This window comes from Lampropedia cohaerens, from assembly GCF_001005215.1.
Lineage (GTDB): Bacteria > Pseudomonadota > Gammaproteobacteria > Burkholderiales > Burkholderiaceae_C > Lampropedia > Lampropedia cohaerens.
In genome coordinates this window covers 111371-124875 of record NZ_LBNQ01000019.1, presented here as the reverse complement: position 1 = coordinate 124875, position 13505 = coordinate 111371, and the positions used below count along the sequence as shown (strand labels likewise).

Annotated in this window: 10 protein-coding genes; 1 reads left to right on the top strand and 9 read right to left on the bottom strand. The window is 64.9% G+C overall.

Going from position 1 to position 13505, the window contains the following annotated elements; translation table 11 throughout:
• Nucleotides 1-15 precede the first annotated feature (15 nt).
• The 5 genes from prmB to dapC form a co-directional block, all read right to left on the bottom strand.
• Nucleotides 16-954, bottom strand: coding sequence for a 50S ribosomal protein L3 N(5)-glutamine methyltransferase (prmB, locus tag AAV94_RS05060; protein ID WP_084824749.1), 939 nt, complete (start codon nucleotides 952-954; stop codon nucleotides 16-18).
• Complete coding sequence (gene dapE / locus AAV94_RS05055) at nucleotides 955-2154, bottom strand: succinyl-diaminopimelate desuccinylase (RefSeq protein ID WP_046741234.1); 1200 nt, start codon at nucleotides 2152-2154, stop codon at nucleotides 955-957.
• 93 nt (nucleotides 2155-2247) lie between these two features.
• Entirely contained in the window at nucleotides 2248-3414 is a 1167-nt protein-coding gene (locus tag AAV94_RS05050; protein WP_046741233.1) for a PilT/PilU family type 4a pilus ATPase, read from the bottom strand.
• Nucleotides 3415-3567: 153 nt separating this feature from the next.
• Complete coding sequence (gene dapD / locus AAV94_RS05045) at nucleotides 3568-4392, bottom strand: 2,3,4,5-tetrahydropyridine-2,6-dicarboxylate N-succinyltransferase (protein ID WP_046741232.1); 825 nt, start codon at nucleotides 4390-4392, stop codon at nucleotides 3568-3570.
• A 154-nt stretch (nucleotides 4393-4546) separates the two neighbouring features.
• Nucleotides 4547-5758, bottom strand: a complete 1212-nt coding sequence (gene dapC, locus AAV94_RS05040; protein ID WP_046741231.1) for a succinyldiaminopimelate transaminase — start codon at nucleotides 5756-5758, stop codon at nucleotides 4547-4549.
• Nucleotides 5759-5808: 50 nt separating this feature from the next.
• On the opposite strand from dapC, the gene AAV94_RS05035 reads away from it, so the two are divergent.
• Complete coding sequence (locus tag AAV94_RS05035; RefSeq protein ID WP_046741230.1) at nucleotides 5809-6534, top strand: HAD family hydrolase; 726 nt, start codon at nucleotides 5809-5811, stop codon at nucleotides 6532-6534.
• Nucleotides 6535-6940: 406 nt separating this feature from the next.
• Here AAV94_RS05035 and AAV94_RS05030 read toward each other — a convergent pair whose 3' ends face one another.
• The 4 genes from AAV94_RS05030 to AAV94_RS05015 form a co-directional block, all read right to left on the bottom strand.
• Entirely contained in the window at nucleotides 6941-8995 is a 2055-nt protein-coding gene (locus tag AAV94_RS05030) for a M3 family metallopeptidase (RefSeq protein WP_046741229.1), read from the bottom strand.
• A gap of 56 nt (nucleotides 8996-9051) precedes the next feature.
• Nucleotides 9052-9906: a bifunctional methylenetetrahydrofolate dehydrogenase/methenyltetrahydrofolate cyclohydrolase FolD gene (gene folD / locus AAV94_RS05025; RefSeq protein ID WP_046741228.1), complete on the bottom strand. Its 855-nt coding sequence runs from the start codon at nucleotides 9904-9906 to the stop codon at nucleotides 9052-9054.
• Between the two features lie 71 nt (nucleotides 9907-9977).
• Nucleotides 9978-10613, bottom strand: coding sequence for a response regulator transcription factor (locus AAV94_RS05020; protein ID WP_046741227.1), 636 nt, complete (start codon nucleotides 10611-10613; stop codon nucleotides 9978-9980).
• 53 nt (nucleotides 10614-10666) lie between these two features.
• A complete protein-coding gene (locus tag AAV94_RS05015; RefSeq protein WP_046741301.1) occupies nucleotides 10667-13177 on the bottom strand; it encodes a PAS domain-containing sensor histidine kinase in 2511 nt (836 codons plus the stop codon).
• Nucleotides 13178-13505 lie beyond the last annotated feature (328 nt).

The window sequence follows — 13505 nt, the reverse complement described above, 5'->3', positions numbered from 1 at the left end:
GCAGTGTGATGGCGTTCAGGGTCTCTGCGCTATTCCCTGCAGCAAGGCGTCACGTTCGAGCACGATAACCTGGCGGGTGCCGTCCGGCGTCGCCAGCCAATGGCCCACCAGATCGGGAAAGGCGCGCTCGAAATGCTCGGCTTCATGGCCGACTTCCAGCACCAGCACGGCCGATTCGGTCATGAAATGGGGCAATTGACGCAGGACCGGGCGAATGAAGTCCATCCCATCGTCGCCACCGGCCAGCGCCAGTGCCGGCTCGGCGCGGTATTCTGCTGGCAAGGTCGCCATGCTCTGGCTGTTGACGTAGGGCGGGTTGCACAGTACCAGGTCGTAGCAATCGACGCCTGGCTGCAGTGCGCCCAGGGCATCGGACTGGATGCAGCGTATGCGCGACTGCAGGTCATGGCGCTGCACGTTGATGGCGGCAACGGCTAGCGCGTCGGCACTCAGGTCCAGTGCATCGACCGTCACATCGGGCCAGGCCAGCGCCGCCAGCACGGCCAGGCTGCCGTTGCCGGTGCACAGATCCAGAACGCGGCGGGTCCGATCACTCAGCCAGATGTCCAGTGTGCCATCGACGATAGGGCCTGCGATCAGGCTGCGCGGCACGATGCTGCGGGCATCGATGTAAAACGGCACGCCGTGCAGCCACGCCTCGCCGGTGAGGTAGGCCGCTGGCACGCGCTCATGGATGCGCCGCGCCAGCAGTGCCAAGATTGCCTGCCATTGGGCGGCGTTGATGGCCTGCTGTCCCTGCGCGCCTTGCAGATCGGTATCCAGCGGCAGTCCCAGCTGCCAGAGCACCAGCCAGGCGGCTTCATCCCAGGCATTGTCGGTGCCGTGCCCGAATGCAACGCCGGCCTGTGTGAGCATCTCGGCCGCCTGCGCGACGGCTTGCAGCAGGTTGGTGGGCAGGGCCGAAGGCAAGTCGGAGGATGCGGGCATGGGCATTCAGAGGGAACCGGTCGACGGTAGAGAAGCGTTGAGATGTTCGAGCACGCGCTGGTAAATGCGCGTGAGCGTTGCCAGGTCCTCAAGCCCGATGTGTTCGTCGATCTTGTGGATGGAAGCGTTGGGTGGGCCCAGTTCGACGACCTGCTCGCACAGGGTGGCGATGAAGCGGCCATCGCTGGTGCCGCCGGTGGTCGACAGCTCGGTTTGCAGACCGGTCTCGGCGAGGATGGCCTGTTCAATGGCCTCTACCAGGGGCCCCCTCGGGGTCAGAAAGGGTTCGCCGCTCAGGCTCCAGTCCAGCGTGTAGCGCAGGCCATGTTTTTGCAGCACCATCTCGACGCGCTGCTGCAGCCGCTCGGCGGTGGACTCGGTACTGAATCGGAAGTTGAAGTCCACCACCGCCTGACCCGGGATCACGTTCGTGGCGCCGGTGCCTGCATGGATGTTGCTGACCTGAAAGCTGGTCGGCGGAAAGAATGCGTTGCCGGCGTCCCACGTGATGCCGGTTAGCTCGGCCAGTGCTGGCGCGAGCTGGTGTACGGGATTGCTCGCCAGGTGCGGATAGGCAATGTGGCCTTGAACGCCGTGAACGGTCAGGCGTCCGCTGAGCGAACCACGCCGGCCATTCTTGATCATGTCGCCAGTGGTCTTTACTGCCGTGGGCTCGCCGACGATGCAGTAGTCCAGCCGCTCGCCGCGCGCGCGCAGCGCCTCGACGACATAGCGCGTGCCGAACTGTGCGGGGCCTTCCTCGTCACTGGTCAACAGCAGTGCAAGTTGCAATGACGGCTCGGGCTGGTTCTGCAGAAAGCGCTCCAACGCAACAATGAAGGCGGCGATGGAGCCCTTCATGTCGCTGCTGCCGCGCCCGAACAGCTTGCCATCGCGCAAGGTCGGCGTGAAGGGCGGGGAGGTCCATTGCTCGACCGGCCCCGTAGGCACAACATCCGTGTGGCCGGCAAAGACCAATCTTGGCGCGCTGGGCGTGGCGGCGTTGCGGGTGGCCCACAGGTTGCGAACCTGCGCATCCGCCGGCCCGGCATCCAGCCATTGCAGCGCAAAGCCCAGCGCCTGCAGGCGTTCGCCCAGCAGGGACATGCAGCCGGCATCATCGGGCGTGATGGAGGGTCTGGCGATCAGCGCCTGCAGCAAGGCAAGCGAGGCATCTTCGGTAGGAGAGGGGCAAGCAACGGACATGGCAATTGCTGCGCCGCGGGCAGCTGGCGGCAGGCGCAGACAGTGGATGGGCAAGCGCGCGATCGTAACCGATGCCGGCAGGCGGCGGCGCGCTCAGCGCTCCTGCGCGCGTACGTCGAGCGTGAACTCGGTGAAGCTGGGCGCGTCGCTTTCCTCCTGTTCCTGCACCACGCTGGCCTTGGCGGCATTGGCCGCCATCGCAAAGTCGTTCTGCAGGCGCCACATGAGGTTGGTGGGAGAGTCGGCGTGCGAGAAGGCCTCCTTGCGGTCCACCAGTCCTTCGGCAACCAGGAAGGCCAGGGACTCCTCGAAGGTCTGCGAGCCTTCGCTGAGCGACTGCTGCATGGCATCACGGATGGCAGAGAAGTCGCCGGCCTCGATCAGCTCGGAGATCAGCTTGGTGTTGAGCAGCACCTCGGTGGCCGGCAGGCGCTCGCCATCGATGCCGCGCAGCAGCCGTTGGGAAACGATGGCCTTGAGGGTGGCTGCCAGATCGCCCAGCATGGTCGGGCGCACCTCCACGGGGTAAAAGCTCAGGATGCGGTTGAGCGCGTGGTAGCTGTTATTGGCGTGCAGGGTGGAAATGCACAGGTGGCCCGATTGGGCGTAGGCCAGCGCGGCGGACATGGTCTCGCGGTCGCGGATTTCGCCGATCTGGATCACGTCCGGTGCCTGGCGCAGCGCATTGCGCAGGCCGACGGCCAGCGAGGCGGTGTCACTGCCGACTTCGCGCTGATTGATGATGCTGCGGCGGTTGGTGAACTCGTATTCGATCGGATCCTCGATGGTCAGAATGTGCCCGGCGACATTCCTGTTGCGCAGGTCCATCATGGAGGCGATGGTTGTGCTCTTGCCCGAGCCGGTTGCGCCGACGAGCAGAATGAGCCCGCGTTTCTCCATCGCCAGGCTCTCCAGAATCGCTGGCAGGCGCAGTGTGTGCAACTCCGGAATCTCGCTGGGCACATATCGCACCACGATCGCGTAGCTGCCGCGCTGGCGCATAGCGCTGATGCGGAAGCGGCCTACGCCCTCCAGCGGCACGCCGACGTTGAGCTCGCCGGTTTCCTGCAGTTGTGCAAGCTGCTCCGCGGAGACGACGTCCCCGAGCAGCCGCAGCGGGGCATCGGCGGCCATCACCTGGTTGTTGACGGGGATGGTCTCGCCGCGGATCTTGATCAGTACCGGCGAGTTGGCGGAAATGAAGATGTCGGAGGCCTTGTTATCCGCCATCAGGCGAAACAGGCGCTGCATTGCTGCCATGGTCATGCCCCTGCGCCGGTTAGCGGGCTTACGCGTCTGCGGCGCCTTGTAACAAATGATCAGATTCGAGCGATAAATGTATCGAGGGCATTATGGGGCAAATCGCACCGGCTGGGCAGCCGGTGCGGCCTCGCTGCGTCGATGCCGGGCAGTTCAGTCGCGCAGCAGGTCGTTCAGACTGGTCTTGGCACGCGTTTGCGCATCCACCCGCTTGACGATGATGGCAGCATACAGGTTGTACCTGCCGCCATCCTTGGGCAGTGTGCCGCTGATGACCACGGAGCCGGCCGGCACGCGGCCGTAGTTGACTTCGCCGGTGGTGCGGTCGTAGATCGGTGTGCTCTGGCCGATGTAGACGCCCATCGAGATCACGGAATTCTCTTCCACGATCACGCCTTCGACGATTTCCGAGCGGGCGCCGATGAAGCAGTTGTCCTCAATGATGGTCGGATTGGCCTGCAACGGCTCCAGCACGCCGCCAAGCCCCACGCCACCTGAGAGGTGGACGTTCTTGCCCACCTGCGCGCAGGAGCCCACCGTGGCCCAGGTGTCCACCATCGTGCCTTCGTCGACGTAAGCGCCGATGTTGGTGTAGGAGGGCATCAGGATGGCGCCCTTGGCGATGAAGCTGCCGCGGCGTGCGACAGCGGGCGGCACCACCCGCACGCCGGTGGCGGCCAGTTCCTGCGGCGACAGACCCGAGAACTTGGTGGGCACCTTGTCGTAGAAGCTGAGCTGGCCGGCTTGCATCACCTCGTTATCGTTGAGGCGAAACGACAGCAGCACCGCCTTCTTGATCCATTGGTGCACCGTCCAGTCGCCCACGCCGTTGCGGGTGGCCACGCGCAGTGCGCCACTGTCAAGCTGTGCGATGACATCCTCCACGGCGTTGCGCACATCGGCGGGGGCGGAGGCGGGCGAGAATTCGCTGCGGGTTTCCCAGGCGTTTTCGATCAGGCTTTGCAGGGCTTGCGTCATGAGAGAAGGTAGTGGTTCAGTAAAGAAAAGGTGACAGAGGGCGACAGCCGCAGCCGGCGCAAACCCGTGAGTGTAAAAGATGCGCGTAGCGGCCAGTGCCGCTGCGCCAGATCACGACGCGCGCAGGCGGCATCAGGACCTGCGCACGGGTCTGTCAGGCGCCGTGAACAAAGCGGGCGATGCGCGCTGCAGCTTCCAGGCATTCATCGACGCCGGCCACCAGTGCCATGCGCACGCGATTGCGTCCGGGATTGCAGCCCTGACTCTCCCGTGCAAGGTAGCTGCCCGGCAGTACCGTCACGGCCTGTTGCTGGTAGAGCGCGCGGGCAAATGCCGTGTCAGACAGGCCGAGCGTGTCGGGAATGCCGGCCCACAGGTAGAAGCCAGCGTCGGGCAATTGCACCTCCAGCACCTCGGCCAGCAGCGGCGTGACTTCGGCAAACTTGCGGTGGTAGAGCGCACGGTTGGCCTGCACATGGTTTTCGTCTCCCCATGCGGCGATGGAGGCGGCCTGCACAGGCAGCGCCATGGCACAGCCATGATAGGTACGGTAGAGCAGAAAGCGCCGCAGGATGGCTGCATCGCCTGCCACGAAGCCGCTGCGCATGCCGGGCACGTTGCTGCGCTTGGAGAGGCTGGTGAGCATCACCAGGTTGCGCAGGTCGTGCCGGCCCAGTGCCGCTGCTGCCTGCAGGCTGCCTAGTGGGGGCGTGTCGCCAAAGTAGATTTCGCTGTAGCACTCGTCGCTGGCGATGACGAAACCGAACTCGTCGCTCAACGCGAACAGCTTGGCCCACTCCTGCTGCGGCATGACCGCGCCGGTGGGATTGCCGGGCGAGCAGACAAAGACCAATTGCGTGCGGGCCCAGACCTCGCGTGGCACGGCATTCCAGTCCACCGCGAAATTGCGCACCGGATCGCTGTTGGCGTAAAAAGGCTGGGCACCGGCCAGCAGCGCCGCGCCTTCATAGATCTGATAGAACGGATTGGGACAGACGACGATGGCGTCGCCGGCGCCGGGATCGACCACCGCTTGCGTCAGCGCAAACAATGCCTCCCGCGTGCCGTTGACCGGCAGTGTCTGCGTATCGGCGTCCACCTGCACGCCATAGCGCCTTCCCAGCCACGCGGCAAAGGCCGCGCGCAGCGCGGGCGAACCCGCTGTCGCAGGGTAGCTGGCCAGGCCCTGCGCAGGGTTGTGCAGCGCCTGCTGGTAGGCATCGAGCACCAGCTGCGGCGTGGCGTGGCGCGGCTCGCCAATGCCCAGGCTGATGGGCTTGAGCGCCGGGTTCGGCGCCACATCGGCAAACAGCGCGCGCAGGCGCTCGAAGGGGTAAGGGTGCAGGGCATCGAGACGGGGATTCATGGAATGGGATTATCGCTGCGCGCACGCAGTTCATCGGCTATCCTGCCGGCATGTCCTGCTCCAATTCGCCGTTTCCCGAACCTTCCCATATTCGCGCCATTACGCTGGATCTGGATGACACCTTGTGGCCCGTGTGGCCTACCATTCACAAGGCAGAGGCGCATCTGCTGGCGTGGCTGCAGGTGCATGCGCCGCGCGCTGCGGCGCATTGGCAGCAACCCGGTGTGCCCCAGGCGCTGCGCGCGGCGGTGGAGGCCGCGCATCCCGACCGATTGCATGATCTGTCCTTTCTGCGCAAGCAGACGATCGCGCAGGTGCTGCAAGCGGCAGGCGAGGATGTGGCGCTGGCCGAACCCGCCTTTGCGGAGTTTTTTGCGGTGCGCCAGCAAGTCGAGCCATATCCCGAGGTCGAGGAGGCACTGCGGCGGCTGGCTGCGCGCTGGCCACTGATCGCGCTCAGCAACGGCAATGCGCAGGTGATGCAGATGCCCGTAGGGCGCTACTTTCACTCCGCCTTGGGTGCGCGCGAGGCTGGGGTTGCCAAGCCCGATGCGCGCATCTTTGCCCAGGCGGCGCGGCAAGCCGGTTGCGCTTTGCAGGAAATTATGCATGTGGGTGATGACCCGCTGCTTGATGTTGACGGAGCGCGCCAGGCCGGCATGCATGTGGCCTGGATCAATCGCGAAGGCGCGCACTGGCCCCTTGTCACAGCAGTGCCGCGGCAGTTCAGGGAGCTGACGGCTTTGGCGGATGCACTGCTGGGGCGCCAGGACTGAGCGCCTGAGAACCTGTTCACGATCTTTTTATGCACCGCGTTGGCTCACCAGGCGATGCGATGCAAGGCGCAAACCGCAGTCGCTCTGGTGGCCCGACGAGGATTGGTAACGCCGCAGCGTGCGTCTGGCGAGCCAACCCGAAGGGCAGCCAGGCAAAAGCACACCGGGCCGCGTTGCCCGCCTTGCGCAGACGCCCAGTCTGGGCTGCGGCAGGCGCCTTGCCCGCCGCACTTTTGCCTGACTGCGCGGTGCATAAAAAGATCGTGAACAGGTTCCGAGCACCATCGCCGCCCGCCGGTGCCTGAATCCGCCATCGTGAGCCGCGCAGGCGCCCGCAAAGCCGTTGAAGCGGCAGCGCGCGTGTGTTGTGGGCAATTAGAGGGCGCGCGGCTTTTCCGTTTGGCCGTCAGGCGGTCGCCGGCTCGGCCATGCCCTGATGGCGCAGCAGTGCATCGAGCTGCGGTTCGCGCCCACGGAATGCCTTGAACGATTCCATCGCCGGGCGGCTGCCGCCGGCTTCCAGAATGCTCTTGAGATAGCGTTCGCCGGTGGCGGGGTTGGGCTCGCCCGGTGCCAGCGCCTCTTCCTCGAAGGCGGCGTAGGCGTCGGCGCTGAGCACCTCGGCCCACTTGTAGCTGTAGTAGCCGGCGGCGTAGCCACCCGCGAAGATGTGCGAGAACGCATGCGGCGTGCGGGAATAGGGCGCGGCGGGCAGCACGCTGACCTCCTCGCGCACCTGGCGCAGCAGTGCCAGCACATCGGGCCGGCTGGCACGGTGCAGCAGCATGTCGAAGAGGGCGAACTCGACCTGCCGCTGCGTCTGCAGACCTGCCTGGAAGTTCTTGGCCGCCAGCATCTTCTCGTAGAGCGCGCGTGGCAGGGGGGCGCCGGTCTTGACGTGCGCCGTCATGTTCTGCAGCACGGGCCATTCCCAGCAGAAGTTTTCCATGAACTGGCTGGGCAGCTCCACGGCGTCCCATTCGACGCCGCTGATGCCGGAAACGTCACGCTCATCGACCTGCGTGAGCATATGGTGCAGGCCATGGCCGAACTCGTGGAACAGCGTGGTCACGTCGTCGTGCGTGAGCAGCGCCGGCTGGCCTTCAACCGGGGAGGAGAAGTTGCACACGAGATAGGCCACGGGCGTCTGCAGCGTGCCGGTATCGGGGCGCAGCCAGCGCCCGCGCATGTCGTCCATCCAGGCGCCGCCGCGCTTGCCGGTGCGGGCCGTCTGGTCGAGGTAGAACTGGCCGACCAACTGGCCATCGCGCTCGATGCGGAAGAACTGCACGCTCGGGTGCCACACGGGCGCCTGATCGGGCAGGATGCGCACCTTGAACAGCCGCTCGACGATGGCAAACAGCCCCTCAATGACCTTGGGCGCGGGGAAGTACTGGCGCACTTCCTGATCGCTGAAGCTGTAGCGCGCCTGCTTGAGCTTTTCGGAAATATAGGTCCAGTCCCAGGGCTGGGGATCGTCGAGCTGCAGATGTTCGCTGGCAAAGCGGCGCAAGTCCGCGGCGTCGCGCTCGGCGTACGGGCGTGCGCGGTGGGCCAGATCGCGCAGGAAGGCAATGACCTGATCGGCCGACTCGGCCATTTTGGGCGCGAGCGACAGTTCGGCGTAGTTGGCAAAGCCAAGCAGCCTGGCTTCTTCCTCGCGCAGGGCGAGGATTTCGTCGATCACGGCACTGTTGTCCAGGTGCTTCTGGTCCTCGGGGGCGAGGTCCGAGGCGCGCACTGCGTTGGCGTAAAAGAGGCGCTCGCGCAGCGCACGGTTCTCGGCATACTGCAGCACCGGCAGGTAGACCGGCATCTTCAGCGACAGCTTGTACTGGCCATCCTTGCCGTCGGCGCGGGCAGCCTCTGCGGTGGCCTGCAGCACGTCCTCGGGCAGGCCTTGCACCTCTTCGGCACTGGCGTAGTAAACGTAGGCGTCCGTGGCGTCGAGTACGTTCTCGCTGAACTTCTGCTGCAGCGCAGCCAGCCGTTCCTGAATCTGTGCAAAGCGCTCGCGCTCGGCACCTTTGAGCTCTGCGCCGGAAAGCACGAAGCCCCGCAATGACAGCTCCAGCGCGCGTTTCTGTTCGGCGTTCAGGCTGGCGGGATCGATTTGCTTGTACTTGGCATACAGGTCCTCGTTGGCACCTAGGCGCGTCCAGAACTCGGTCACTAGGGGCAGTGCCTCGTTGTAGGCGGCGCGCAGCGCGGGGGTGTCCGCCACGCCGCTGAGGTGGCCGACGACGCCCCAGGCCTTGGACAGGCGTTCGGTGGCGACATCCAGCACCTTGGCCAGCTCCTGCCACCGCGCAGGAAAGTCGGGCGCTGTCACGGTCTGCAGTGCGCGATCGGCATCCTCGATCAAGGTCTTGATCGCCGGCACGACATGCTCGGGCCGGATCTGGTCGAACGCGGGCAGGTCGGTGATGGAGAGCAGGGGGTTGTTTTCAGTGGTGGCCACGGTGGGATTCCTCGGTTTGGCGATAACCGCTTAGATGGGGACGGCAATGCGCCAAATCAAGCCAGGCGGCGCTTGGCCGCCGCGATGGTGTTGGCCAGCAGCATGGTGATGGTCATCGGGCCAACGCCGCCGGGCACGGGGGTGATCCAGCCAGCGACCTGCCTGACGCCTTCAAAGTCGACATCGCCGCAGAGCTTGCCCTGGGCGTTGCGGTTCATGCCGACGTCGATGACGATCGCGCCGGGCTTGACCATGTCGGCGGTGATGAGACCGGCCTTGCCGACGGCTGCGACCAGTACATCGGCCTGGCGCGTCATGGCGCCCAGATCGGCCGTGGCGCTGTGGCAGATGGTGACGGTGGCGCTGCGTGCCAGCAGCATCATGGCCATCGGCTTGCCGACGATGTTGCTGCGGCCGACCACCACCGCGTGCTTGCCGCGCAGGTCATAGCCGATGTCGTCGAGCATCTTCAGGCAGCCATGCGGCGTGCAGGGCCAGAAGCCGCGGTCCAGCCCGGTCATCAGCGCACCGGCACTGCTGATGTGAAAGCCGTCCACGTCCTTTTCCGGCGCGATGGCCTCAATGACGGCGTCGGCATCGATGTGGGGAGGCAGCGGCAATTGCACCAGGATGCCGTGGATGGCGGCATCGGCATTCAGCGCGGCGATGCGTGCCAGCAACTCCTGCTGCGTGGTGGTGGCGTCGAGCTGTTCCAGCACGGAATGGATGCCAGCCTCCTGGCAGGCCTTGATTTTGTTGCGCACGTATACCTGCGAGGCGGGATTGTTGCCTACGAGAATGACGGCAAGGCCTGGCTGCAGGCCTTGCGCGGTGAGGGCTTGGACATCCTGCGCGAATGCGGCGCGCAGTTTGCGGGAGAGGGCGAGGCCGTCAATGATTTGGGCAGTCATGGGAGGTTAGGACGAGTGCAAATGGGAAAAGCGGCCGATGGGGCCGCTTGCAGGAAGCTGCAGGCAGGTTCTTAGGGCGTTTTGCCAGGTGCCGGATTGCTGCCAAGTGCTACCTTGAGCAGATCGGCAACGGTGTTGGCGCCGAGCTTTTCCATGATGTTGGCGCGGTGCGCCTCCACCGTCTTGATGCTGATGTTGAGGTCGTCAGCAATTTGCTTGTTCAGACGTCCGGCAACGATGCGCTCGAGCACTTGCGACTCGCGCGCAGTGAGCTTGGCCAGCAATGCCTCGCGGGTGGCTGCCTGCTGTTGGCTGGCAAAGTTGGTCTGTGCCTGCTCCAGCATGCGGCTGACCAGTGAGGTGATGGCTTCCTCGTCGAAGGGCTTCTGGATGAAATCGACCGCGCCTTTTTTCATCGTATCCACCGCCATGGGCACGTCACCGTGGCCGGTGATGATGGCGATGGGCAGCGCTGCGCTGCGTTCGGCGAGCTTGTCCTGCAACTCCAGACCGGACATGCCATTCATGCGGATGTCGGTGATCAGGCAGGCGATCTCGCGCGCGTCGTACTGGTTGAGAAACGCTTCGGCACTGTCAAAGCAGCGGACGTGAAAATCGCGCCCCTCCAGCAGCCATTGCAACGAGTCGCGGATCGCCTCGTCGTCATCGACAATGTAGACCGTGCCTTTTTTCTGAGCGGGGTTCATAAGCGTTGGAATGTCGAGAGTTGGAATGCGGCAGGCACAGGCTGCGGCTGGCGCTAGCCAAGAATGGGCATTGGCGGCTCCGCTGGGGCTGACGGACTTTTCGTCGCAGCGGGCAGCCAGAATGCAAACTCACAGCCTATGGCGTTTGGACCATTGTAGAGGTTGCGCACCTGCAGTTTGCCCTGGTGCGATTCGATGATGCTGCGGCACAGGTTCAGGCCAATGCCCATGCCATCTTTCTTGGTGGAAAAGAATGCATCGAACAGCTGCGAGGTGACGGTCTCGGGCATGCCGGGGCCTTGGTCGATGATGCGAAAGCACACGTCCTCGCCGTCGCGCTGCACCTGCAGCTCGATGCCCCGGCGTGCTGTGGGCAGGTCGGCGCCGTCGATGGCCTCGGCAGCGTTCTTGAGCAGATTGATCAGCACCTGCTCGATGAGAATGGCATCCACATGCAGCCTGGGCAGATTGGGCTGCAACTGCAGCGACAGGCGCACCGAGCGCTTGCGTATCTCAATGTTGGCCAGCTCCAGCGCTTCGGTGACCAGACGCTGCGGCGCGCACAACTCGCGGTTGAACTCGCTGCGCTTGATGAATGAGCGGATGCGGTGGATCACCTGTCCGGCGCGCACGGCCTGATGGGCGGTCTTTTCCAGCGGTATGAGCAGCTGGTCGCGCTCGATGGTGTCGGCCTTGATGCGTGAGATCATGCCGTTGACGTAGTTGCTGATGGCCGCCAGTGGCTGGTTGAGCTCGTGCGCCACGCTGGAGGCCATTTCGCCCATCGTCATGAGGCGGCTGACCGACTCCATCTTCTCGATCTGGCGCGCAGCCTGTTCCTCGGCCTGTTTGCGCTTGGTGATGTCGGTGGCGATCAGCATCTGCGCCAGCCGCCCGTCGACCCAGTCAAGGTAGCGCGAGCGCAGCTCCAGCCACTTGCCGAGGGACTCCACGTAGATTTCCGCACGGTCGGTGTTGGCGGTGGTGACCACCTCCGCGGGCAGGCCCATGAGGGCGTCTTCCTCATCCGTGTTGTCGTCCGACTCCTGGATGCGGCTGGCGCCCGCCTGCGCCAGCATCTGCAGATGGCCATCGCTTTGCGCCCCGAACCACTGGCGATACAGGCGATTGGCAAACACCAGCTCCTTGCTGCCCAGCGGCGCCACGGTGATGGAGGCATCGAGCGACTCCAGCACCAGCGTGAAACGGTCGTGCGCCGCCGCCAGCTGCTGGCGGATGCGGTTGGGTTCGGTAATGTCGTTGATGGTGGTCAGCCAGCCGGTCTGCACGCCATGCTCGTCGCGCAGGGGCGTCATAAAGACGCGGGCATCGAAGGCAGTGCCGTTCTTGCGACGCATGCGCAGCTGCAGCCCGCCGGGGTAGTGGCGGCCGTTGAGTTCGGCCTGAAAGCGCTCGGCCAGCACTTCCCGGTCCTTCTCCGGCCAGTAAGGAAATGGGGCCTTCATGCCGATCATTTCCTGCTGGCTCCAGCCTACCATGCGGGCGAAGGCCGCGTTGGTATAGGTCGTGACACCATCGAGATCAAGCACGCGAATGCCGGTCGTCAGCGAGTTCTCGATGGCCAGGCGAAAGCTCGATTCTTCGCGCAGGCGGCGCTGCGTCTGCAGGCGGCGGCGGCTCAGGCGCCAGTTGAGCAGCAGCATCGCGGTGGTGGTCGTGCCTAGCAGCCCGAGCAGCACCAGCAGCGCATGGCGGGTGACGTTGCGATCGGTGCGATAAAGCGTGGTCTTGAGTTGCAGCGCATCACCGAGCGGGCTGATGGGCAGGCTCAACTGCGTCGGCGGAAAGGCCTGCGCATCCCAGCGCATCCCGGCGACACCGTTGACGGCACCGACGCCGGCGATGTGTGTGCCCTGCGCGTCAACCAGCGCCACTGCCAGGCTGGCCAGATTGTCGCCGCGCAGCACGTTGTGCAGCAGCATGTGCGGCGCGTACTCGGCCAGTACCGTGCCCAGGTACTGGCCGTTGACCTGAATGGGCGTGAACAGGCGCAGCACGGAGGGCGAGGCGCTCTGCGAGCGCGCGTCGTTGCTGGGTGTCAGGACCCAGTGGCCCTGCGGCATATCGCTGAGCGCGCCTTCCTGCCAGAGCGCACCCGCCTCGCGCCGCAGGGCGCTGGGTAGCATGGAGGTGTGGTGGGTACTGACAACCCGCTGGCGGGCGTCGAACCAGGTGATGGCGTAGAGCGAACCATCGCGAGCCAGCAGAGCGCGGGCGGCCTGGTCAAAACCTGCACCGCTTACCGGAGCCACCATGCCGTGGACCAGGCGCTGCAGATCGTCCTGCTTGGTCAGCAGCTGTTCACTCAGCCGCAGCGCCAGGAACTGGCTTTCCTGCAGGACCAGTTCCTGCTCGCGCGCGCGCTCCTCCATGCGCAGCAGCAAGTAACTGCCTGCGATGATCGCAACCAGTAGCAGCACCGCGAACAGGGGCACCAGCAGGCTCAGGCGTTCCTGGCTGCGGCGCAGCTTGCGCCACCAAGCGCGGGGCTTGCCGGGTGCCTGGCGTTCCAGGGAATCTGAGACGTTCTCGGGTGCGGACATGGTGCATGTTTCTACGTTGAAATCGGGCGCTTGCGCAAGCGTTTGACGGATGGCGCATTGTGGCGGCATCTGCGCTGCGACACAGGGGGCTTGCGACGCCTGAAAAGGTCGCGCGACTGCCGCCCAAAGTGCCGCGCTGGAATCAATTATTTCGCAATAAGAAAAGGATAGTCTTAATTTGGAAAATGGCTGCTTTCATGCGACACTGCGGCGCTGGCGCGCGCGAGCGCGGATGCAACGCCATGGCGCTGTCTTGGCGTTATCTCCGTCGGCATCGGGTGCGCTGGCATAGTAGATTGGTCTGGTCGCTGTCCGCTACGCGCCTTTG